At 61.8% G+C, this 24,689-nt stretch carries 8 protein-coding genes; 5 read left to right on the top strand and 3 right to left on the bottom strand.

Annotated features, from left to right (window positions below):
* Window positions 1–5: 5 nt before the first annotated feature.
* The 5 genes from PU683_RS07060 to PU683_RS07080 are packed head-to-tail and all read left to right on the top strand — an operon-like array spanning window position 6 to window position 6,388.
* Window positions 6–2,705 carry a phosphoenolpyruvate synthase gene (locus PU683_RS07060; RefSeq protein ID WP_277170814.1) on the top strand — a complete coding sequence of 900 codons (2,700 nt, stop codon included), beginning with the start codon at window positions 6–8 and terminating at the stop codon, window positions 2,703–2,705.
* Entirely contained in the window at window positions 2,686–3,741 is a 1,056-nt protein-coding gene (locus tag PU683_RS07065) for a hypothetical protein (RefSeq protein WP_277170815.1), read from the top strand. Before PU683_RS07060 ends, PU683_RS07065 begins: the two co-directional genes overlap by 20 nt.
* Complete coding sequence (locus PU683_RS07070) at window positions 3,728–5,266, top strand: AMP-binding protein (protein ID WP_277170816.1); 1,539 nt, start codon at window positions 3,728–3,730, stop codon at window positions 5,264–5,266. The genes PU683_RS07065 and PU683_RS07070 overlap by 14 nt, the downstream gene beginning before the upstream one ends.
* A complete protein-coding gene (locus PU683_RS07075) occupies window positions 5,266–5,883 on the top strand; it encodes a CDP-alcohol phosphatidyltransferase family protein (protein ID WP_277170817.1) in 618 nt (205 codons plus the stop codon). The genes PU683_RS07070 and PU683_RS07075 overlap by 1 nt, the downstream gene beginning before the upstream one ends.
* The gene (locus PU683_RS07080) at window positions 5,876–6,388 is read left to right on the top strand and encodes a cytidylyltransferase family protein (protein ID WP_277170818.1); all 513 of its coding nucleotides are present in this window, start codon (window positions 5,876–5,878) and stop codon (window positions 6,386–6,388) included. Before PU683_RS07075 ends, PU683_RS07080 begins: the two co-directional genes overlap by 8 nt.
* Window positions 6,389–6,448: 60 nt before the next feature.
* On the opposite strand, the gene PU683_RS07085 is transcribed toward PU683_RS07080, so the two are convergent.
* The 3 genes from PU683_RS07085 to PU683_RS07095 are packed head-to-tail and all read right to left on the bottom strand — an operon-like array spanning window position 6,449 to window position 24,641.
* Window positions 6,449–13,552: an amino acid adenylation domain-containing protein gene (locus PU683_RS07085; RefSeq protein WP_277170819.1), complete on the bottom strand. Its 7,104-nt coding sequence runs from the start codon at window positions 13,550–13,552 to the stop codon at window positions 6,449–6,451.
* Window positions 13,549–24,396: a non-ribosomal peptide synthetase gene (locus PU683_RS07090; RefSeq protein ID WP_277170820.1), complete on the bottom strand. Its 10,848-nt coding sequence runs from the start codon at window positions 24,394–24,396 to the stop codon at window positions 13,549–13,551. Before PU683_RS07090 ends, PU683_RS07085 begins: the two co-directional genes overlap by 4 nt.
* 44 nt (window positions 24,397–24,440) lie before the next feature.
* A complete protein-coding gene (locus PU683_RS07095; protein ID WP_277170821.1) occupies window positions 24,441–24,641 on the bottom strand; it encodes an MbtH family protein in 201 nt (66 codons plus the stop codon).
* Between the last annotated feature and the right edge of the window lie 48 nt (window positions 24,642–24,689).

Below are 24,689 nucleotides of genomic sequence, written 5' to 3' on the forward strand. Positions count from 1 at the left end.
TTACCGTGAACTATCTCTACTCTGCCGCCGATGCGGTCACACTTGATGAGCAGCAACTGGGCGGCAAGGCAGCCAACCTCTTGTGGCTCACCGCCCATGGTTATCCGGTACCGGACTGGTGGGTGATCCCCGCCGGTGCGATGGATGAGATGCTGCGCTGCGATGCGAAAGCCTCGCAGTGGGTCGCCCAGCTCTCGCCGGAGATGCCCGCGGATCAGATTGAAACCATTGCCGGGAAAATCAGCGCGCGCCTCGCCCGGCTGCCGCTGCCGGAGCCCCTGATGCATGCGCTCGCCACACTGGGCGACGAGCGGTTCTGGGCGGTGCGCTCCTCCTGCAGCGACGAGGATGCCCGTCAGGCCTCTTTTGCCGGGCAGATGGACAGCTTTCTCTTTCAGCGCGGCCTGCAGCAGCTGGTCGATGCGGTAAAAGGGGTGATGATGTCAACCTGGAGCGCACGCGCCATGGCCTATCGTCAGCGCAAAGGTCTGGCGCTCAGCGCGATCCACTGCGCGGTCATTGTTCAGGAGATGGTCGAAGGCGAGGTGTCAGGCGTACTCTTTACCGCACACCCGGTCAGCGGTTCGCGCCAGACGATGCTTATCTCTGCTGCCTGGGGATGCGGAGAGGGGATCGTTTCGGGGCAGTGCAACACCGACGAGTTTAACGTCCCGCTGCAGGGGAGCGGCTTTACACAACAGCTCAGCCAGAAACACACCGCCGTGGTCTTTGACCGCAAGCGCGGCACCGGCACCCGGGAGGTGACGCTTGATGACAGCCAGGCGGCGGCACCCTCGCTGAAGGCGGCGCAAATCCTCGCCCTGCGCGATATGGGCGCCGCGATCGCCCGGGCGCTGCGCGCGCCGCAGGATATTGAGTGGACGCTCAAAGATAACCATCTGCACCTGCTGCAAACCCGGCCCATTACCCATCTGCCGAAAGATAGCGGCTGCGCGAGCGAGACGCTGATCTGTGACAATGCCAATATTCAGGAGTCTTACTGCGGGGTGACGACGCCGCTCACCTTCTCCTTCGCCCGCGCCGCTTACGCCACGGTGTATGAGCAAACTCTGCAACTGGCAGGCTGCTCTGCCAGGGAGCGCGAGCAGCGCCGGGCCATTACTGACAATATGCTCAGCCTGGTGCGCGGTCGGGTCTATTACAACATCCAGAACTGGTATCGGGCTCTGCTGCTGTTGCCGTCGTTCAGGATGAATAAAAGTGATATGGAAGCGATGATGGGGCTGGAGGAACCGGTGGATATCATCAAGGATAAGCCGCTTTCCACGCGTGAAAAGGTCGCCGCGCTGCCGGCGATGCTAAAGATGGGCGCGCGGGTCACCTGGGCGCTCTTCACGCTTGAACCGCGTATCCGTCAGTTTTTGCATAACTACACTCTCGCGCAGAGCCATGTCGATCGCGACACTCTCCACACCCTCTCTCCGGCGGAGCTTATTGGTCGGCTTAAATACCTTGATGAACATCTGCTGAAGCGCTGGACCGCGCCCATTGTGAATGACTTTTATGTTGCCCGCTATAACGGCAAAGTGCAGTCCGTACTGCGCGCAGCCTGGCCCGATGAGCATCAGCAATTAAGCGGCGATCTGCTGGCAGACGAGGAGCAGCTGATCAGCACGGCGCCGACCCGGCATCTGCTGGCGCTGAGCCAGTATGCCCGTCAACGCCCGCAGCTGGCGGCCCTTATTCAAAGCGATAGTAGTCCCCATCTGCTTATCCGCCTTAACGCGCTGGATAGCTATTTTTATCAGCAGTGTCTCGACTACATCGAGCAGTATGGCGATCGCACCATTGGCGAACTGAAGCTGGAGAGCATCACGCTGCGTCAGGACCCCCGTATTCTCTTTAACATACTGAGGAGTTATCTGAGCAGTGAAACCGTGCAGGCAAAGCCGACGGCGAAGCTGCGGGCCGACGCGGAAGAGAGGGTCTTCTGCCATTTGCAGCAAACGCGCGGCAAGCGCGCGCTGGCGCGCTTCAAACGCCATCTCAGCAGGCTGAAACGGGCGATCCACCACCGCGAAACGATGCGTTTCACCCGCACGAAAATGTTTGCCCTCTACCGCGATATCTATCTTCAACTGGGGCACCAGCTGGCGCTCGAAGGGGTGCTGGACAGTGACCGGGATATCTTCTGGCTGACACGGGAGGAGATCTACCAGGGGCTTGAGGGAACGGCGGTGCAAACGGGCTTAACCGCCCTGATTGCGCAGCGGCGCGCCGAATATGCGTGCTATCAGCAGGAGGAGGAGCCCGCTCACCGCTTAACCATTACGCAGACGCTGTTCCAGCAGCAGACGCTGCACGCCGCGCAGCCAGCGGCGGCGGATCTTACGCACCTGCAAGGCACCGGCTGCTACCCCGGTATCGTGGAAGCGCCGGTGAGCCTGGTGCTCTGCCCGGAGGAGGCGAGCAACCTGGCCGGTACCATCCTCTGCACCGTGCGCACCGATCCGGGGTGGGCGCCGCTCTTTCCCGGCCTTGGCGGTTTGATTGTCGAGCGCGGCTCGACGCTGTCGCACTCCGCCATCGTCGCCCGCGAGATGGGTATTCCGGCCATTGTTGGTGTACCCGGCGTGACCCGCCAGCTTCAGCAGGGCGAGGTGATCCGCATGAACGGCGCGAACGGGAAGATTACGCGCAACATCGAGAGAGGGAGAGGGGAACATGAGCCGACCATTGATTGAGCAGGAGTGGCGGGCGGGCGATACGCTGGAGAAGGGGTTTCTGGCGATTGCACCGCAGATCTATGCGTGTGATCCATTCTGGCCTGGCGAAGAGGCTGCCGTCATGGCGCGCCAGTTTAGCGCCGCCAACCCCTTTATGCAGCAGGGCCGCGTCTGGACTGGTTACATCCGCGACTGTGCGCGCTTAGCCGGTTTCGCCACCCTCAACGCCGCAGGGGAAACGGTGGTGAATTTTGGTTTCTGGGAAACCATTAATAACTGCATTCCTGACCATCGCCTGTTTCGCGCCCTGATGCGCTGGGCAAAAACCCAGGGCGCTTCACGGCTTATCGGGCCGATTAATTTCAGCACGTTAGGCAAATTTCGCCTGCGCCTGGACACGCCGATCAGCGCGCCGTTTGCCGGCGAGCCCTATAACCCGCCGTGGTATCAGCATCTGCTTGCGCAGATGGGGTTTCAGCCGCTGGCGCGCTACTTCTCGCTCTTTGAAGATGCAAATACGGTGCGTCAGTTGCCCCTTCCCGAAAAGGATATCGGGCGCTGGCGGGCGGCTGATTTCTCCCTCCGACCGCTGACCCCCGCGCTGTGGCTGGCGCACCGGCAGGAGCTTTATACGCTCATCATCCACCATTTTGCGAAGAGCGTCGGCTGGACTCCCGGCAGCGAGGCGCTCTTCGACTGGCACTTTAATGTCGAATCGTTGCAACCCTGTTTCGATGCGCCGGGCTCCTGTCTCGCCTTCGGCCCACAGGGCGATGTCGCCGGCCTGCTGTTTAACCTGGCGGACAGGCGTCAGCGAACCGGGATCTTCAAAACCATCATGATTGTGCCGCGCTACCGCCGCTCGCCGCTCTACGCCACGCTGGTGCGCCGCTTTCTCTTCAGTTTTGATGCCCAGTGGCCGCGCCTCGGCGCGGCACTGCTTAACTGGAAAGGGCCGACGACCGCCACCGCGCTGCGCGCTTGTCGTAGCCCGCACAAGGTTTTCCACCACTATGGGCTCTATTACAGGGATGTGCGCTATGAACTTCTGTGACTATTTGCTGCAACAGCCTCAATCGCTGCCCGCGCTCTGCGGCGGGCGTGAAATCCTCACCTATGCGCAGCTTCTCTCCCGCGCGGCGGTGTATCAGCGCAGGCTGGAGCGCAGCGGGCTGCAGGCCGGCGCGCGCGTACTGCTGCTGCTGACTGCGGAGATGGAGTTTTACCCTCTGCTCTACGCGATGCTGGGGGCCGGACTAATACCCGTACTGGTGCAAAAAAATCTGCCGCGCCAGCAACTGCGTAGCTGCCTGAAACAGGCGCGTCTGAGCGCCATGATCGTGGCGCAAAAGGCGGGGAAGCATTGGTATCTGCTGCCGGAGCTGTGGATGATTCGCCGCTTTACGATCGATACCCCGCGGCTCTTTACCGCCCCCTTAGAACAGGCGGAGGCGGAGGCGGAGGGCGCTGGCACCGCCTTTCGCGTTCAGCCCCTTGATGATGAGGCGACCGCGCTGCTGACCTTTACCAGCGGATCGACGGGCACGCCAAAAGGGGTCGTGCGCTCCCACCACTCTCTGCTGGCGCAATGCCGGGCGATGAGCCACTTCTTTGCGCACCGCCAGCCGCGGGATGTCACCTCTTTTCCGCTCCTGACGCTCTTCAGTCATTTTCACGCGGGGTGCTGCTATTTGTTGCCTACTTTTGATGCGCAGGGCCGCCTGCCGGTGCAGATGATTGCCGACACGATTAACGCTGAGGCGATCACGCGCCTGAGTGTCTCGCCCGCCTGGCTACGCGAGCTTGTCGCCTATGCCGATGTGCAGCAGTGCCGCTTTCCTGCGGTGAGGGAGGTGATTATTGGCGGCGCACCGGTGACCCGCGCGCTGTTACTTGCTGCCCGCGACTATTTTCCACACGCGCGCTGCGCGGTGAGCTATGGCGCGTCGGAAGCCGATCCCATCAGCAATGTTGATGCGAATGAGCTTCTTGACGCCTGGGACAAGCAGCCAGGCTACCTTGTCGGGCGATCGGGGCCGCAAACCGCGATCCTGATTGTGCGTCAGCAGGCGCCACAGCCCGCGGGGGAGGAGGGAGAGATTTGGGTCTGCGGGCCGCAGGTGCTGACCCGTTATCTTGATAACCCGCAGGCGGAGCGGCGCACTAAAATCCGCGATAGGGAGGGGCGCATCTGGCACCGCACCGGAGACAGCGGTTTTCTGGATGCGCAGCAGCGCCTCTGGTTGACGGGCAGGATCGCCGACCAGCTGCGCACACCCTCCGGCTTAACCCTGTCGCCTTATCCCGTGGAAAAGCAGCTCAATGACCTGCCGGGGATCACCGCCAGCGCGGTGGTGCAGGGGCCGCAGGGGGAGATTTGCGTGGTGCTGCAACAGGCGGCGCAGTGCCGCGCCGCCGCGCCATTGCTGGCAACCCTCTTTCCCGATGAGCCGGTCCGCTTCTGGGTCTGCGCAAAACTGCCCGTCGATGCGCGCCATTACAGCCGTATCGATCGCGCGCGGCTGCGTTGCTTGATCGCACGGCGAAAACTGAAGCCCTTTTGTCCGGAGGTGTGCTGATGAGATCTCCCTTTATCTGCCGTCTCTCATTACCAGATTGCCTGACGCTGACGGGCATGGTTATCGCCCTTGCCGGGATAGAGGCCGCCTTATCCGGCGCTATCTGGCTCAGTATCAGCCTGCTTTACCTCGCCATGCTGGCCGATGCGCTGGATGGCAAACTGGCGCGCTGGCTCGGCTGCGAGCGACCGTTTGGCCGCTATCTTGACGGCTTTTGCGATCTGCTGCTCTACCTGGTGGCGCCTGCGCTGATTTTTTATCTCAGCGGCTATCGCGGCGGCGGCGCGTTTTTTCTTGCCCTGATGGTGGTGTGCGGCGCGCTTCGGCTCTCCCGCTTTAACGAAAGCGGCAATATCACCCACAACGCCGCGCTGGCTTATCTGGGCATGCCGGTCTTCTGGAGTCTGTTTATCCTCAGCGGCTGGTCGCTGCTGGCGCTCTTTTTGCCGCCTCGGTTCTGCTCAGCGCTGCTGAGCGTGACATTAACGCTGTTCAGCCTGGCAATGCTCCTCGATCGCCCCTTTCCTAAGTTCTCCTCACTGATGGCCCTCTTTTCGCTCTGTCTTAGCGGCGCGGCGCTGTTTGGCGCGCTGCATCTCGGAGGCGTGTATGGATGACCCTTCACCGTGGATGCTCTGGCGGCTACTGCTGCCGGTGTTTATTGCCGGCTGCGTGCATATGGTGGTGGTGACCTGCAACATGCTTCCCTGGCTCGCGGTTCCGCTCAATGCGCGTCTGTTTGGCAGCAACAAGACCTGGCGAGGGGGGGTGGTGGTGCCGCTTATCAGCACGCTGGTGGCCCCGCTCTGTCTGGCTGATGAGGTGGATAACCCGTGGCTGCTGGGCGCGGCGACGGGGCTGGGGTATATGCTTGGCGAACTGCCGAACTCGGCGCTGAAGCGGGGGCTGGGTATTGCGCCGGGCACGCTGCCCGTGCGCAGGAAAGGGCTGTTTCTCTTTCTCGATCAGGCGGACTCCGGCATCGGTGTAGCGCTGGCGTGCGGCTGGGCGCTGGCGCTGGATGCGCGGCAGGTATTGCTCCTGCTGGTGCTCTTTATCCTCAGCGTACCGGTCATCAAGCTAATGCTCCATTCGCTCGGGCTCAAAGAGAGCCGCTTTTGATCCCCTCGGTCGCAGAGATAAAAAAACCGCCCTGCAGGCGGTTTTTTATGCAGGAAAGCGCTACTCCCGCCCGGCTATCCAGTCACGGATCAGCGGCCCGGCCTGCTGCAACGCCTGCGGGCTGAACATGCCATCATGGCTGCAGGGCAGGGTGTGGGTCACGACTCTCCCCTCAACGAAGGGCGACCACAGCTGCGCATCAAGTCTCTCTTCACCGACGCGGCGCGTTGCCGCGCGCAGGAACAGAATATCCCCCTGAAAGCGCGACGGTGTGAACGCCGCCAGCAGACGTGGCGCCTCGCGGAATTCAGCAAGGATATGCTCAAAAACCACAGGCTCCATCACCGCCAGCGGATGCTCCTGCGCCACTAAGCAGCGGCGCAGCGCCTCGACGGTGAGCGCACTCTCATCGGGCACGCTGCCGGTTAAGGCTTCAAACAGCGCAGCGAGGCTCTCGCTGTCTTGCCGCTCTTTTTCGCGATAGCGTTCGCCCAACGGGTAGCCATCGAGCAGGATCAGGGCGCTGACAACTTGTCCGGCCTGCTGCAACAGGGTGGCGATTTCATGGGCCAGATGGCAGCCAAACGACCAGCCGAGCAGGGCATAAGGGCCGTTTGGCTGAACCTTCACTATCTCCGCAAGGTAACGTTTTGCCAGCGCGTTAACCGAGGGTAATGACTTGCCGCTGCTCAACCGTTGCGCCTGCAGGCCAAACAGCGGCTGCGCATCGCCAAGCCAGGGAATAAGCCCGGCGTAGGACCAGCTCAAGCCGCCACCGGGCGGCAGGCAGAAGAGGGGCGTTTTCTCTCCGCGCGGTTGCAGTGGCAGCAGCACATCCAGCACGTTACTGCGCTGATTACTCTGTAGCCTCTGTGCCAGCAGCGCCACCGTCGGGTGCTCAAACAGATCGCGCAGGGTCAGTTTCACCTTCCACGTTGTGTCGATAGCGTTAATCAGCCGTGCCGCCAGTAAGGAGTGGCCGCCGAGTGCAAAAAAGCTGCTGTCGACGGTGATCGCTTCCACATTGAGCAGCTCGCAAAACTGCCTGGCCAGCCAGAGCTCCCGCTCGTTTTGCGGCGCGCGTCCTGGCTCAATATGAAAATCGGGCTTCGGCAAATCGGCAAGCGCCAGCTTACCGTTGGCGTTAAGCGGCAGCGCCGCCAGCAGCACAATCGCCGCCGGCACCATAAAGTCCGGGAGCCGATCGCGCGCAAACTGTTGCAGAGAAGCGCTCAGATCTGCCTCCTGCACAGAGGGCACCACATAGGCGACAAGCTGCTTATTACCGTGGCGATCCTCAAGCGCCACCACCGCGGCCTGCTGAACCGCAGCGTGCTGCTTGAGCACCATCTCCACTTCACCGGGTTCAATACGGAAACCGCGAATTTTCACCTGCTGATCGCGGCGGCTGTCAAAACAGAGCGCGCCATCGCGCCGCCATTTGACAATATCGCCGGTGCGATACATCCGGCTTCCCGCTGGGCCAAAGGGATCGGCGACAAAGTGTGCCGCACTCAGCGCCGGGTGGTTGACATAGCCGCGCGCCACCCCGCGCCCGGCGATATAGAGCTCCGCCGCCACGCCCGGAGGCACCGGCTGAAGATGGCTATCAAGCACGTAGAGACGGGTGTTATCGAACGCTCTGCCAATCGGCACGTCAACATAGGGCGCATCGGCCTGGGTGATGAGGTAGTCCGTCGCATAGGTCGTGATCTCCGTCGGGCCATAGATATTCAGCAGTTCGAGGTGCGGCCAGCGCTCGCGCACGGCTTGTACCGCGCTGGCAGAGATCTTCTCCCCGCCGGTGTAGACCCGGCGCAAGCCTGCGAGAGCGTCGCTCGCCTCCTCGGCAATCAGGCGGAACAGCCCGGAGGTTAAAAAGGCGGTCGTGACCTTGCCCTCAACGAGGGTGGCGGTGAGCAGCGGCAGATCCAGCGTCTCGCCGGGGACGATCACGGCATGGTGACCATTGAGCAGCGTCCCCCACAACTCCCAGGTTGAGGCGTCGAACGCATAGGCCGAGTGCAGCAGAATGCGCTGGCAGGCCTCCGCTTGCCAGCGGCGGTCGCGGGCTAATGCCAGCACGTTATCCTGGGTGGTGGCAATCCCTTTCGGTTTGCCGGTCGAACCGGAGGTAAACATCACATAAGCCAGATGGTGCGGCGTCACCGGTGTTGAGACAGCCGGAGCCGCGGCCTGGGTTGCCGCGTCATCGACGATAAGCCTCTGCACGCCCGCAGGCAGCGCGGCCTGGCTGTGATTTTCATCTACCAGCACGCAGCGCACATCCAGTTCATCAATAATATGTTGCCAGCGTTCAGTGGGATCGCTTGCGCGTAGCGGCACATAGAAACCGCCCGCTTTCACCACGGCGAGAAGGGCAATCACCAGCGAAAGAGAGCGTGTCATTAACACCGCCACGCCCTGTTCCATGTTTACGCCCTGGTGTTGCAGGCGCCGCGCGAGAGCGTTGGCGCAGCTATCCAGCTGCTGATAGCTGAGTTGTTCCTGCGCGCAGCTGACGGCAATACGCTGCGGCGTGGCGGCAACCTGGCGGGAAAAGTGCGCGGCTAAGGTGGCTGGTGGCACGTCGCAGTGAGTCTCGTTCCACACATCAAGCATCTGCTTACGCTGGCGGTCACTGAGCAGCGGCAGCGTCATCACCGCGCTATCCGGTGCATCAACCATGGCTTGCAGCAGGTGGGTGAAGGAGTCCGCCAGGGCAGTGATGGTCTGCGCATCAAAGCGATCGACCGGGTAGTCGATCTGCACCTCCAGCGCGCTAACGTCGCCGCGCGGGTCGTGGACCTGCTCAACGTTGAAGGTCAAATCAAACTTGGTGGTCACCAGCCCTACCGGCTGCGGCAAAAGCGACAGCTCCGCGAACTGCGGCGGCGTGGCGTCGTTATTTTGCAGCACCATCATCACCTGGAAGAGCGGATGCCTGCCACTGACGCGCTCGGGATTGAGGCTTTTCACCACCCAGTCAAAGGGAACCTCCTGGTTAACCCAGGCGGAGAGCATAAACTCGCGCACCTGAGCCAGCGCCTCACCGACGGTGGGGTTTGCTGCCAGATCAACGCGAAGTACCAGCGTATTGACGAAGAATCCCACCAGATCGCGCATTGCCTCATCTGAACGTCCGGCGACGGCGGTGCCGAGCGTAATATCCTCTCCAGCCCCCATTCTGCTAAAGAGGATGGCGGCGGCGGTTTGCAGCACCATAAAGGGGGTGGCCCCCTCATGGCGGGCCAGCTGTGTAATCTGCTGATAGAGACGCTCATCAATGCGCAGCCTGACCTGCTCACCGAGATAATTCGTCTCGGCAGTCGGATGACGATCGACAGGCAGAGCCATCGCCTCGGGCACGCCGGAGAGAGCCTCGCGCCAGAACGCGAGCTGCCGGGCGGCGATCTCGCTATGGTTCTCTATTTCACCCAACCTCTCGCGCTGCCAGAGGGCGTAATCGGCATACTGCACCGGCAACGGCGTCCACTCCGGTATTTTCATGGCGCAGCGCGCCGTGTAGGCGCAGGCGAGATCGCGAAACAGCGGTGCCAGCGAACCGCCATCACAGGCGATATGGTGGATAACCAGCAGCAGCACATGCTCTTGTGTTTGCGAAAGGTGGAACAGCGTGGCGCGAAGCGGGATCTCATCTGCCAGCTCAAACGGGCAGGCAGCGGCGCGATTCAGGGCATCGGCCAGCGACGAGGCCGCGATGTCGTTCACCTCGAATGTCACCTCAAGTGCATCGGGCGCGAGGATCTCCTGCCAGGGCTGCCCCTGGTGGAGCGGGTAGCGGGTGCGCAGGATCTCATGGCGCGCAACCACATCCCGCACGGCTTCACGCAGTGCAGCGTCGTTCAGCGCCCCCTGTAAACGGATGGCGAGCGGCATGTTGTAGGCCGCATGGTTGTTATCAAGATTTTTCAGCAGCCACATGCGCTGCTGGGCTAAAGAGAGAGGCAACCGCGCGCTGCGCGGCTGGGGGCGTAGCGCTTCACCCGGCCGGCTTCCCTGTTTCGCCAGTTGGCCGGCGAGCTGCGCGACCGTTGGATAGTCAAACAGCGTGCGGATCGGCACCTCAACCTCCAGCGCGCGGGTGATAAGGCTCACCAGCCGCATCGCCAGCAGCGAATGGCCGCCGAGGGCAAAGAAGTCATCATCAATGCCGGGAAGATCTGACTGCAACACCTCGGCAAACAGCCCCTGCAGGATCTCCTCCTGCAGAGTGCGCGGTGCGCGTCGTTCGCTTCTGGCCGTCAAATCGGGGCGCGGCAGGGCGCGCTTATCCAGCTTGCCGTTGAGGGTCAGCGGGAACTGCGCAAGCTGGATAATCGCCGTCGGCACCATGTAGCCCGGCAGTTTTGCTGCCGCCACATTGCGCAGCGCGTCCATATCGAGTGGCGCGGGAGTGTCGCCAGTGACGTAGGCCACCAGCTGCGGCTGAGTGTCGGCATCAAGCAGCACCACCTCTGCATGGCTGACCTGTGGCGCACTGCGCAGCACGGCGGCAATTTCGCCCAGCTCAATACGAAAACCGCGCAGCTTCACCTGCTGATCCGCGCGCCCGAGGTAGTGCAGTTCACCCTCTTTGCTCCTGACGGCGATATCGCCGGAGCGATACATGCGTGAGCCCGGTGCCCCCCAGGGATCGGCGACAAAGCGCTGGCTGGAGAGGGCGACACGGTTCAGATAGCCGCGCGCCAGCCCGGCACCGCTGATATACATTTCGCCCTCCACGCCCGGCGGCACCGGACGCAGCGCATCATCCAGCAGATGGATGTGCTGATCTGGGATCGCCATGCCGATAAGGCTGCCTGTGGCCTCGCGTGCGCGCGCCGCGGTTAACGGCTGATAGCTCACATGCACGGTGGTCTCCGTGATGCCGTACATATTGATGAGTTCGGGTGCCGTATCCGGGTGGCGCTGATACCAGCGCGAAAGCTGGCTGAGATCGAGCGCTTCGCCGCCGAAAATGACCTTACGCAGCGCCAGCGGCAGCGCATCGTGGGGCAGGTTGCGCTCGGCTTCGATCAGCTGATAGAAGGCTGACGGCGTCTGGTTGAGGATGGTCACTTTTTTATCGCTTAACAGCCGCAAAAAGGCCTGCGGATCGCGGCTGACCATAAAGGGCACTACGACCAGTTCGCCGCCATAGAGCAGCGCGCCCCATATTTCCCAGACGGAGAAGTCGAACGAGCAGGAGTGAAACAGGGTCCAGATATCGTGGCATGAGAAGCTAAACCACGCCTCTGTTGCGGCGAAAAGACGCAGCACGTTGCTGTGCGGGATCATCACCCCTTTCGGGTTGCCGGTGGAGCCAGAGGTGTAAATGATATAGGCGAGATTGTGCGCCTGCACCGGGCGCAGCCGCTCGGTCTGCTGGAGATCGGCACCGCTGAGCTGCGCCAGTTGCTGCTGGCTTTCGGCGCTATCCAGAAGCAGCAACGGCGATTCGGCAAACATCCCCGCATACTCCTGCAGCGAAACGATCAGCGCCGGTCTGGCATCGGAAAGAATGTAGGCCAGCCGCTCAGGCGGGTTATGCACGTCCAGCGGCAGGTACGCCGCGCCCGCCTTGAGCACGGCAAGCGTGGCAACCAGCGCCTCAAGCGTGCGCGGTAGCGCCAGCGCCACACACTCCTCGCTGCCAATCCCGCAGCTCACCAGATGACGGGCGAGTTGGTTCGCCCGCTGGTTCAGCTCGTCGTAGCGCAGTGAATTATCGCCAAGCGAGAGGGCAGTGGCATCGGGATATTGCGCGGCGCGTTGTTCAAACACCTCATGCAGCGTGGTTTGCACGCTGTCAGCGAATGAGATCGGCACAGGAAGCAGCGCCTGCGCCTCCTGCGGCAGTAACAGCGAAGCATGACCAATAAGGCTGTCGGGGCGGTCGATGAGGGTATAAAGCAGATGCAGGAACCGGTCCGCCAGCCGCTCAACCTCTTCATCGGCAAAAATATCTGCCAGCGCGCTAAAACGCAGCGAGAGCGTTTCGCCGGGAACGGCGATGAGCCCCAGCGGATAGTGAGAGGCATCGCCGCCGCGGTGCGAGTCCAGCGAGACGGTTAACTTTTCGCTCGCCGCGGCACTTGCGCTGTGTGGGTAATTCTCAAACACCATCAGCGTATCAAACAGCGGTTCGCCGCCGGCGTCAGCCTGAATGGTGGTGAGATCGAGATACTGGCTGTCGAGCAGGCGCGTCTGCTCAGCCTGCAAACGTTGCAGCAGGGTGGCGAAACGCTCATCCATGCGCCACGTCAGGCGAAGCGGGAGCGTATTGATCAGTAACCCGACCATCCTTTCGATGCCGCTAAGCTCCGCCGGCCTGCCGGAAACGGTGATGCCAAAAACAACGTCGCAGCGCCCGGTGAGCGCGCCAAGCAGCATGCCCCAGGCGCACTGCAACAGAGTATTGACCGTCACGCCAAGCTCGCGGGCGCAGCGGTTAAGCTGCCGGGTTCGCCCGGCATCCACCGTTCTGTAGAGCAGGTGCGGTTGCAAATTGTCGGTGGTACGCCCACCGGCAAGGCAGGTGGGGGCTTGCAGGCCGCGTAACGCCTCGCGCCAGGCCTCGCGCATCTTCCCGGTGTCGCGCCGGGCGAGCCACTGCAGATAGTCGCGGTAGGGCACGGCTGGCGGCAGTTCACCCTCCGGCGTGTCAGCGAGGTATAAGCGAAACAGCTCTTCGAGCAGTACCGGGATCGACCAGCCGTCCAGCAACAGATGGTGGTTGGTGAAAATCAGCTTATGCTGCGTCGGCGCGCACTTTACAAGGGTAAAACGCAGCAGGGGCGGCGTGCCGGGGGCGAAGCGGTTGTTATAGTCCCTCTCAAGCAGCGTGTGAAAAGCCGACGTCTGCTGCTCCAGCGACATGGTGCTTAAATCAACCTCCTGCCAGGGGAGCGGCAGGCCGGAGAGGATCAGCTGAACCGGTGTGTCGACCTCTTCATACTCAAACCCGGCGCAGAGATGGGGATGGCGCGCCAGCAGCAGCCCGACAGCCTGTTTGAGCCTGGCGACATTCAGCTCCCCCTCAAGCTGATAAACCTGCTGCACCTGATAGGCATCGCTGCCGCGCGTATCAAGCAGCATATGGAACAGCAGACCTTTCTGTAACGGGGATAACGGAAGTATCTCTTTAATATCCATATTCATTTTTTCTTCGTCCATTTTGACTGAAGTTTTGACAGCCCCGCCTGTTGCAGCGCGACAAGGGGCATATCGGAAGGGGTGAAACCGCCGATATCTTCGACCTGCGTAAGCTGCGACAGGGCTTTCAGCCAGTTAAACCACCCCGTAGCCAGGCGACTTACCCGCTCTTCAGCATAAAGCTCAGTCGCCCGGCACCAGTTCGCCACCAGCACCGGGCCGCTCGCACGCTCTTCTACCATCGCATTGAGCGAGAGGGCGTGCGGCAGCGCGAAGCTGTCGTGCGCGCGGGTATCAAGCAGGTGGGCCTCAGCCGCAAGCTGCCAGTCGCGCGCCTCTTCGACGCTGAAACGACCCAGATAGTTAAAGCCGATTTGCGGTTGCGGCAGCGCGGCAAGCAGCGGGCGGGTTTGGCGGTTGAGATAGCGCAGCAGGCCATAACCCAGCCCGTTCTCCGGCACCTGGCGCAGCTGCTCTTTGACACGCTTGAGGGCGCTGTCCAGCGAGTCGGGACGGGTCAGCTGCGCGCGACCCGGCGCCAGACGCACCGGGTAGAGCGTGGTAAACCAGCCAACGGTACTCGACAGCTCCGTGCCCGCTAACTCTTCGCGCCCGTGCCCTTCGACATCCAGCAGCACATCCGTTTGCCCATCCTCGCGCCAGGCCGTGATGGCCAGTGCCAGGGCGCAGAGCAGCACATCATGGATACTGGCGTGAAAGCGTGCCGGCAGGGTCGCCAGCAGGGGCTGGGTGAATTCGCTACCAAGCTCCATGCGCAGAGATGCGCTGGTGGCGAGGGTGTCACGCGCGTCTGCCAGAGGCCGTGTGGTTAACAGCGCGTCCGGCTGGCTGAGCACGCTCTGCCAGTGCGCCAGCTCATCGCCACGGCGTTGCGCCTCCTGCTCAAGGCGCATCGCCCAGGTGCGAAAGGAGGTGCCCGCGTCCGTCAGCTGCGCCTTTCTCCCCGCGCTGCGCGCGCGCCAGAGGGCGAGCAGATCGGAGGCGAGTATCCGCCAGGAGACGCCATCCACTACCAGATGGTGGAGTAGCAGCATCAGCTGCCCCGGTTGCCCGAGCGCGGCGCGGAACCAGACGGCCTGCACCATCTTACCGCGCGCCGGATCGAGCCGCTGCTTCGCCCGGCGACAGGCCTCCTGAATCTGCTGCTGCCGTTGTTCGGCTGAGAGAGGCTGGTCATCGATAATCTCCAGCATTCCATTCTCATCAGCGGCAGGCGGCACACAGAGAACGATGTCGCCGCTGGCATCGCGGCGGGCAGTTAAGCGCAGCGCATCATGATGGCTGACCAGCGCGGCGAGCATCTCCTGCAGAGCCTGCGCATCCAGATTGGCGGGCGTTTGCAGCAGCGTAGCCTGGCAGAAGGCGTTGATATCGCCGGGGTTCTCCATTAACCAGTGGACGATCGGCGTGGCGGGCAGCTCGCCGACGGCGGCAATCTGCGGAGCGCTTTCCCGCTCCGCAACCGCGGTCATGATGCTGGCCAGCCCGGCGACCGATTTATGCTCAAATACATCGCGTGGGGTGAAAAGCCACCCCGCCTGGCGGGCGCGTGCCACCAGCTGTATCGCCGTGATGCTGTCGCCGCCCAACTCGAAGAAGCTCATTGTGCGGTCAACCTCCGGCAGATTGAGCAACTCGGCGAACAGCGTACTAAGCAACTGCTCCTGCGCGTTACACGGTGGGGTGTGCTGCGCGCGGGCAAACTGCGGTGCAGGCAGCGCCCGGCGGTCGACTTTGCCGTTTGGTGTGACCGGGATCGCCGGTAACAGGACAACGGCAACCGGCAACATATAGTCCGGCAGAAAGTCGCGCAAAAAGTCGCGGATCTCCCCGCCCTGCGCGCGCTCATCGCGGGCGACGGCGTAGGCCACCAGCTGGCGCAGGCCGGGCTTATCTTCACGAACAATCACCGTTGCCTGCGCAACCTGCGGATGTTTGCGCAGCTGGGATTCAACCTCACCCAGCTCAATACGAAAACCGCGGATTTTGACCTGGTGATCGACGCGCCCGGCAAACATCAGCTCGCCGTCACTGCTCCAGCTTGCCATATCGCCGGTGCGGTACATCCGGCTGCCCCTGGCACCAAAGGGGTTGGCGACGAAGCGTTCCGCCGTTAAATCGGGTCGTTTCAGGTAGCCCCGCGCCAGGCTTTCACCGGCAATATAGAGCTCACCTTTAACTCCCGGCGGAACGGGGTTCAGATGTGCATCCAACACATAGGCCTGCATATTGAAAATCGGCCTGCCAATCGGCGGCAGGCGATCGGCCTGCAACGGCTGGCTGATGGTGGCGCACACGGTCGATTCGCTCGGCCCATAGGCGTTAATCATCCGCCGACCGGAGCCCCAGAAGGCAATCAGTTCCGGCGGGCAGGCCTCCCCGGCGACGATGAGTGTCGCCAGTTCGGGCAGCGGTTCGCGCGGCATGACCGCCAGCCCAACCGGCGGCAGCGTGGCGTGGGTCACAGCGCGTTCGCGCATGAGGGTATAGAGCGGTTTGCCGGGCGTGAGCGCCTCTTTTGTGGCTACAACCAGCGCCGCGCCGCTCAGCAGCGCCATGCTGATATCCCAGAATGAGGCGTCGAAGCTTAGCGAGGCGAACTGCAATACACGGCTTTGCGGCGTGACGTGGAGGCGCGCAACCATGCTGGCAACCAGGTGACCAATCCCCCGATGGGTGACGACGACACCTTTTGGTGTACCGGTCGAGCCGGAGGTGTAAATAAGGTAGGCGGCGTTATCGCACTGTAGCCTGCGCGGCAACGTAATCTCTTCTGCGCTCTGTTCGGCAAGCAGCCCGCGCAGGGCCGGGTGGTCAAGGTGTAGCGCGGCATACGCCGGCGCCAGCCGGTCGGCAAATTCTGCCTGGCTTACCACCAGCCCTGGCTGCGCGTGGCTTAACATGTACTCCACCCGATCGGGCGGATAATCAGGATCGAGAGGCAGATAGGCCGCGCCCGTTTTCATCGTGGCAATCAGCGTGACAATCAGCGCAACGGATCGCGGCAGTGCGATGGCGACAATCTGCTCGGCACCGATGCCCCGCGCCAGCATCAGATTCGCCAGGCGGTTTGCCCGCCGATCCAGCTGTGCGTAGGTCAGCGTCTCCTCATCGGCAATCAGGGCCGTTGCCTGCGGCGTGGCGCGCACGATGGCTTCAAACTGCTCAGCAAATGTCGCGGCGGGAACGTCCCGCGCGCTGTTATTCCACACCTGCATAATTTGATGTTGCTCAGCGTCGCTGAAGATCGGCAGTTCGCTCACGCGACGCGCGGCATTGGCCGCAATGGCTGCCAGCAAGTGGGTGAAATAGCCCGCCATGCGCACGACGGTGGCCTCGTCAAACAGATCCACGGCGTACTCCACCATGCCGCGCAGCCCCTCAGGCGTCTCTTCGAGGTTGAAGGTGAGATCGAATTTCGCCACCGGCAACGATGGCGTGGCGACGGCGGTTTCCAGCTCATCGAACAGGGCATCGCTGCGCGCGACGTTTTGCAGCACCAGCATCACCTGGAAGAGGGGATGCCGCGCCAGCGAGCGTGCGGGATTTAACGCCTCAACCAGGCTCTCGAAGGGGAGATCCTGGTGCTCCCAGGCCGCCAGCGTCTGTTCGCGAACGCGATCGAGTAACGTCACGAAGGTCGGATCACCGCTGAGATCGGTACGCATAACCAGAGTATTGATAAAAAAGCCCACCAGCGGTTCGAGCGCCTCATCGCTACGCCCCTCGCTCACCGTGCCGAGTGGGATATCCTCACCGGCGCCGCAGCGGCAGAGCAGCACCGCCAGCGCGGCTTGTAACACCATAAACAAGCTGGCGTTATGCTGCCGTGCCAGCGCCTCTAACGCGGTGGTTGTCCGGGCATCAATGGCAAAGTGGCACTGTTTACCCACGTAGCTGGCGCGCAGCGGGCGCGGCCGATCTGTGGGCAACTGAAGCTCATCGGGCAGGTCGTGCAGAGTATCGCGCCACCAGGCCAACTGGCGGTTAAAGAGGCTCGCTTTCTCCTCCGGCGCGCCCAGCAGCGCCTGCTGCCACAGCGTGTAGTCGGCATACTGCACCGCAAGCTCTGCCCAGGCGGGCGACTGGTTCCGTGCGCGGGCGTTGTAGGCCTCTGCCAGATCGCGCAGCAGCGGGGCGATCGAGCCGCCATCGCTGGCGATATGGTGCATCAGGATAAGTAACAGATGCTGCCCTTCATCCACCTTAAACAGCCATGCGCGGCAGGGATCTTCCTGCGCCAGATCGAAGGTATATTGCGCCGCGGTCTGCACGGCGTGGGGCAGATCGTCGGCGGAAACCGTGAGCTGGGTCAGCGGGCAACATGCCGACGACGGCGGAGTGATCTTCTGGCAAACCGTGCCATCGTTAAGCTCGTGAAAGCGTGTGCGCAGGCTTTCATGGCGCAGCACGATATCGTCGAGCGCCATCATGAGGGCGGAGACGACGACCTCTCCCCGTAAGGTGAGAGTAACGGGCATGTTGTAGGTGAATTTACCCTGCTCAATACGATCGACCATCCAGAGGCGACGCTGTGCTGAAGAGAGCGGCAGACGCGGCGGTCGCTGGTGTGGGCAGAGGCGCGGACGCGCGCTCCCGCTGGCCTGTAACCGCCCGGCAAACTGCGCCACTGTCGGTGCTTCAAACAGATCACGGATCGCCGGGTTGAGATTGAGCACCCGGCGAATTCTGCTGACCAGGCGGGAGGCCATCAGCGAGTGTCCACCGAGGGCAAAGAAGTGATCGTCGATGCCTACCTCCGGCACCCCTAACACTGCGGCGAAGAGCGCACAGAGAGTGCGTTCAAGATCATTACGCGGCGCACGGTGCGCGGCGGTGGCGAAGTGCGGCGCAGGGAGGGCGCGCTGATCGACTTTACCGTTGGCGGTCAAAGGAAGCTGCTCAAGCGCAATGATCATGGCTGGCACCATAAAGTCCGGCAGCTGCGCGCCCAGCGCCCGACGCAGCGCGTCGGCATCGCAGGTTTCGCCAGGTTTGGCCGTCACCCACGCGATGAGCTGCCTGTTTCCCGGGCTGCTTTCACGGGCGCTCACCAGCGCCTGGGCGACCGTTGCCTGCTTCTGCAGGGCCGCCTCAACTTCAGCCAGCTCAATGCGGAAGCCGCGAATTTTAACCTGCTGATCGCCACGGTTGAGGTACTCCAGCACGCCATCCTGCCGCCAGCGCACCCAGTCGCCGGAGCGATACATACGCGCGCCAGGCGCTGAGAAGGGGTTGGCGACAAAATGCGTTGCGGTCAGACAGGGGTTGCGATGATAGCCGCGCGCCAGCCCAATGCCGGCAATATAGAGCTCACCGGGCATGCCGACAGGCACCGGGTTGAGATAAGCATCAAGGACATAAACCTGCATGTTGTCCAGCGGTGTGCCGACAGGCACCGTCACGCCGTCGGGGATCTGCGCCATGCGCCAGGTCGTTGCGAAGGTGGTGGTTTCCGTTGGGCCATAGCCATTCATCATCACAAGCGTTGGGTTGTGCCTCATCACCTCGCGAATCGCGTGCGTGGAGAGCACATCGCCACCCGCAATCAGTAAATGCACGGTCTTCATCGCCTGCGGATGCACCTCTGCCATCAGGTGAAACAGCCCGGCGGTGAGCCAGAGCGCGGTGATCTTCTCCTCGACGATAGTCTGCGTCAGCGTATCAATATCCAGCTCGCCCGCGGGCGCGACGATAACGGTACCACCGCACAGCAACGGTACCCACAACTCCCAGGTTGAGGCATCAAAGGCCGACGGAGAGTGCAGCAGCACCCGCTGATGATCCTCGGCCCGCCAGCGCCGATCCAGCGCCAGCGCCGCCACGCTCTGTTGCTCGACCGCAATTCCTTTTGGCTTACCGGTCGAGCCGGAGGTGAACATGATGTAGGCAAGCGTGCCGGGCACAGAGGGCTGCGGCGGGTTGCTTACTGGCCAGTGGGACTTCGGCAGATCATCAAGCAGGATCACGTTATCGACCGTGGGCCGCGGTAGTGCGGCATCCGCCAGCAGTAGCGTTGCACCGGCCTCATCCACAATGAACTGCTGGCGCTCCAGCGGATCGGTGATGCGCAGCGGCAGGTAAGCGCCACCCGCCTTGATCACGGCGAGCACGGCGATAACTTCGTTAATTGAGTGCTGCATCAGTAACCCGGCGCAGAATGGCGCGCCCCGGGTTTGCGCCATCAGGCGATGCGCAAGCTGGTTCGCTGCCGCATTGAGGTGGCGATAGCTCAGCGTTTTGTCACCCTCTTTCACCGCGATGGCGTCCGGGGCGCGCTGTACCTGCGTTTCAAACAGCCCGGCCAGCGTCAGCGGCGGCAACGTGACATCTGTTGCGTTCCAGCGCTTAAGCACGGTTTCACGCTGCGTATCGCTTAACAACGAGACCTCCGCGACGCGGGCGTCAGGGCGCTGCACAATGGTCTCGATGACCCGGATCAACTGTTGGGTAAAGCCCGCAATCGTGGCGCTATCATACAGAGCGGTGGCATATTCAATATGCCCGCTCAGGCGCTGCTGTGCCTCATCAACATCAAAATGAAACAGCAGATCAAATTTGGCGGTGGTGGTCGGGAGCTGACGTTGTGCCACCCCGACCTGCGGGAACGTGACCGCCTGCGGCCACGGCGTATCGACCACTATCATCACCTGAAAGAGCGGGTGGCGGGCTAACGTGCGGTCGGGTGCCAGCGCCTCGACGACCTGCTCAAAGGGGAGATCCTGATGCTGATTGGCTTCCAGCACCGCCGATTTCGCCTGGGCGAGGATGGCGTTAAGCGTCGGGTTGCCTCTCATATCCGTTCGCAGTACCGCCGTGTTGGCGAAATAGCCAATCAGCGGGAGCAGGGCGACGTCGCTACGGGCAAAGAGCGGCGTGCCGATCACGATATCATCGCCCGCGCCCAGACGGTGTAGCAGCGTTGCCACTGCCGTATGGAGCAGCATGAACAGACTCACGCCCAGCTCATCGCTCCGTTGTTTCAGGCGCGATAACAGCTCATGAGTGAGCGCAAAGTCAACGCGATCGCCGCGATAATCTGCCTGTGCCGGACGTGGCCGGTCGGCGGGCAGCGTCACCTCTTCCGGCACGCCTGCCAGCTGTTGACACCAGTAGGCCATCTGCTGCGTATAGCGCGCATTTGCGCCGGGCGCTTCGCTCAGCAAGGCGCGCTGCCAGAGCGCATAATCGGCGTACTGGACCGCCAGCGGCGGCAGCGACGGGCGTTGGCCCGTGGCCCGCGCCTGCCAGCAGAGGCTCAAATCCTCCAGCAGCGGTAAGAGTGAACCACCGTCCCCTGCGGTATGGTGAATGAGCAGCAGCAGAACATGTTGATCCGCTGCCAGCTGATAGAGCCAGGCTTTGACAGGCAGTTCGCTATCCAGCGCAAACAGATGCTGGCAGTGCTTCTCCAGTTGCTCATCAAGGTGCTCGGGGGCGATGGTGAGGGTCGGCAGCGTGAATTTGACGTCGTGTGCCGGAAGGATCTGCTGGCAGGGCATCTCTTCCTGTTGCGTTAAGAGGGTGCGCAGGCTTTCATGGCGAGCGATGACGTCAGAGAGCGCCTGCGCCAGCACAGCTGCATCCAGCGGGCCGCTCAGCGTTAGCGCCAGCGGCATGTTGTAGGCGCTGCTGGGGGCGATTTGCTGCTGCAACCACAAGCGCTGCTGGGCAAACGACATTGGCAGCTGCGGCGGGCGGGGTTGCGCGGTCAGCGCAGGGCGGGCCGGCTGGCTGTGCGTCTGCGCGATATGCGTGCTCAGTTCAGCAACCGTCGGCGCATCAAACAACGTTTTCAGTGACAGCTCCACGCCGAAGCTCTGGCGCAGGCGGTTCAGTAACTGCAGTGCTAACAGCGAGTGTCCGCCGAGGCTAAAAAAGTTGTCGTGTATACCCGGCGGTTCGATGGCCAGGCACTCGGCAAACAGCCGGCACAGCTCCTGCTGCTGCGCAGTAGTAGGCGGCACCCGGGCGAGAGAGGTAAAGGTTGGCTGCGGCAGTGCCCGGCGGTCAATTTTGCCGTTGGCTGTCAGAGGGAGATGCGCCAGCAGCATCACCAGCGCGGGCACCATATAGTCCGGCAGTTTTTGTGCTGATGCCGCGCGCAGCGCCTCCGGCGTACAGGCGTCAGCATTGTGTGCCACAACGTACGCCACCAGCCGTTTCTGCCCGCTCGCCGGCTCTTCATGAGCGACCACCAGCGCCTGTTTGACCTCGGGCAGAGCATGGAGCACGTTTTCAATCTCCCCGAGTTCAATGCGATAGCCGCGGATCTTGACCTGATTGTCGACCCGGCCAAGAAAGACGATCGTCTGCTCTTCGCTCCAGCAGGCCATATCGCCCGTGCGATACATCCGCTGGCCCCCTTCATCAAAGGGGCTGGCAACAAAGCGCTCGCAGGTTAAATCTGCCCGGTTGAGATAGCCGATCGCCAGCCCGTCACCGGCGATATAGAGCTCGCCTGGCTGCCCAACTGGCACCGGTTTGAGGGCGTCATCAAGGATATGGATACGGGTGTTAAAGAGGGGTTTACCAATCACCGACGGCGAGAGGTTCGCGGCGCTCAGTTCGCTTATGGTTGACCAGATGGTGGTTTCAGTGGGGCCGTAGAGCTGAATAACGCGCGCAGCGCGCGCGACCATCTGCTGCGCGAGCATGTTGGGTAGCGCGTCGCCGCCGACCAGCGCCGTCAGGCCCGCGAGCGAGTCGGGCTGATAGGCCACTAACCCATGCCACAGCGCGGGCGTGCCCTGCATATGGCTGATCTGTTTTTCAGCGATCGCCTGCGCCAGCAGACGCGGGTCGCGCGCACACTCCCGCGAAGCAATGACCACAGACGCGCCGCTCATCAGCGGCAATAAAAGCTCCAGCGCGGCGATATCAAAACTGAGGGTCGTTACGGCTAACAGCCGATGCTGCGCCGTCAGCTGCACGGTGTGCTGCATTGCGGTCAGGAAGTTTGTTAACGCGCCGTGGGAGACGAGCACCCCTTTCGGCGCGCCGGTGGAGCCAGAAGTAAAGAGCACATACGCCGGCTGCTGCGGCTGTGGCAGCGTCGCAGGGTTATCATCATTCAGTGCCGCAATGGCCGCCACCGCTGCGTCACTGTCGATCTGCTGCTGGCGATAACCCGTTATTATGCCGGCGGTTTGCGCCGAGGAGAGAATCAGCGCCGGTTGGGCGGTAGCAAGAATGTGTTGCAGGCGCTCCGCCGGGTGCCCGGCATCAAGCGGCAGGTAAACGGCCTGCGCCTTGGCGACCGCCAGCATGGCAATGACCATATCCACCGTGCGCGGCAATAACAGCGCGACACTGTCGCCGGGACGTACGCCCTGCGCCTGTATATAGCGGCTGAGCCGGTTTGCCTGGCAATTAAGCTCGCTGTAGCTCAATTGGGTGTGCCAATCGTCAAGGGCAGGCGCGTGCGGCGTGCTTCTGGCCTGGCGTTCAAACAGCGCCGCAAAGGAGAGGGGCGGCACGGGTGCGCAGGTATCATTTGCCTGCGCGAGAAGCCGCTCCTCCTCTACGCTTAGCAGCGAGGGGGCGGCAATCGGGGCGTGCGGATGGTCGATTAACTTGCTAAACAGCGCCAGCATGCGGTGGTGATGGGCGGATAAGCTCTCTGGGCTGTAGAGCGCGCTATTGGCGTCAAAGCCGACGACCAGCGTATGCGCATCGCCATAGCCATAAAAGAAGATCGCGAGATCTTCAACCGGGCCGTTGCTGGTATTCACCGGGAAGGTTTTCGCGCCGTTGAACGCCAGATCGTCGCCAAATAACTCAACGTTGACCGTGGTGTGGTAGAGCGGGCGCGTGAGGCTAAGGTCGCGGGTGAGATCGTCATGGGGATACTGCTGATGGCGTAACGCGGACATCATCTCTTTTGCTGCAAGGGCCAGCACATCATCAAGCGTCAGCGCAGGCGAGAGCGGCAGCCGCAACGGCAGGATGTTGGACATCATTGCGGGGGTGGTGCGCTGCACCCGCCCGACGCGTGCCGCCAGCGGCAGCCCAATCACCACCTCTTCGTGGCCTGTCATGCGGTAGAGGTAAATGGCGGTTAACGCCGTAAGCAGCTGGGGGAGCGTGCAGCCTGCGGCTTCGGCATGGCGATGCAGGGCGTGATGCAGGCCTGCATCAATATTTTTACGCTGGCGGATGATGGGCGCATCCGGCGCGCTGCGGCCTGCCAGGCTTGCTGCCGTAGGCGTATCCTGAAAGCGCGCCATCCAGTAGTCGCGATCGCGGATGAAGCGGTTTGAATTTCTGTAGGCGGCCTCCTCAGCAAGCAACGCGCGAAAGTTGCCGAAGGGCGTGGGGGGAACAGGTTTATCCATCACCAGCGCGTCGTAGATATCAACCGTGCGGCGAAGGATAAGCGAGGCGCCAAAACCGTCCAGCAGGATGTGGTGGCAGCAGTGGTAGTAGATATATCTCTTTGCGCTGAGCTTGATGAGAAAAAAGGTAAAGGCGTTCCCTTGCATAAGGGAGAAGTGCTGGTTTGTCTGCTCGCTCATAAAAGCCAGCGCGGCTTCCAGCGGCTCCGGACGCGCACTGAAATCGTAAAATGCGGCATCATAATTTTCGATCGCGGGAAGCTGCTGTTTTACCGTATTGTCTGTTTGATAAAATCGGCCGTGCATTGTTTCTGCTTCAGCGATCATTTGTCTGACTGCGGCTTTAAAAAAACGTGGGATCACTTCGCCATCAATAATTAAATATTCACTGATGGTATTATTTCCCGGATGCAGGGTGACTTCATTCGCTAGCCACATTCCCATTTGTGCAGATGTTAAGGCGACGTAATCCTTGTCAATTAGCGCGGACATAATTAAAACCTCAATAGTAGAAAACGACAAAAAAATTTGTACAACTACCTGTTTTGCAGGCTTCTGGGTTTAATGTCCGTCCAGTTTTGCTCAATGTATTGCAGGCATTCAGCCCGGGCTGCCGGGCCAAAGGTGGGCTCCCAGCCATCCGGGATCTGAATAAATTCAGGCCATAAAGCGTGTTGGTTTTCTTGATTAACTAATACGGTGAATATAAGACTCTCATTTTCGAAGGGATTGCTCATTGCTTTATCCTGTGCGTAAAGGGAACCTCATTTTTATATATAACAATC

It is taken from the genome of Candidatus Kosakonia sp. 282A-S69 (assembly GCF_029433855.1).
GTDB classification, from domain to species: Bacteria; Pseudomonadota; Gammaproteobacteria; order Enterobacterales; family Enterobacteriaceae; genus Kosakonia; species Kosakonia cowanii_A.

Excerpts from the sequence above, each read along its gene's own strand:
- PU683_RS07095 (WP_277170821.1), bottom strand. The coding sequence starts at position 24,641 with ATGAGCAATCCCTTCGAAAATGAGAGTCTTATATTCACCGTATTAGTT.
- PU683_RS07070 (WP_277170816.1), top strand. The coding sequence starts at position 3,728 with ATGAACTTCTGTGACTATTTGCTGCAACAGCCTCAATCGCTGCCCGCG.
- PU683_RS07090 (WP_277170820.1), bottom strand. The coding sequence starts at position 24,396 with ATGTCCGCGCTAATTGACAAGGATTACGTCGCCTTAACATCTGCACAA.
- PU683_RS07065 (WP_277170815.1), top strand. The coding sequence starts at position 2,686 with ATGAGCCGACCATTGATTGAGCAGGAGTGGCGGGCGGGCGATACGCTG.
- PU683_RS07075 (WP_277170817.1), top strand. The coding sequence starts at position 5,266 with ATGAGATCTCCCTTTATCTGCCGTCTCTCATTACCAGATTGCCTGACG.
- PU683_RS07080 (WP_277170818.1), top strand. The coding sequence starts at position 5,876 with ATGGATGACCCTTCACCGTGGATGCTCTGGCGGCTACTGCTGCCGGTG.
- PU683_RS07085 (WP_277170819.1), bottom strand. The coding sequence starts at position 13,552 with ATGAATATGGATATTAAAGAGATACTTCCGTTATCCCCGTTACAGAAA.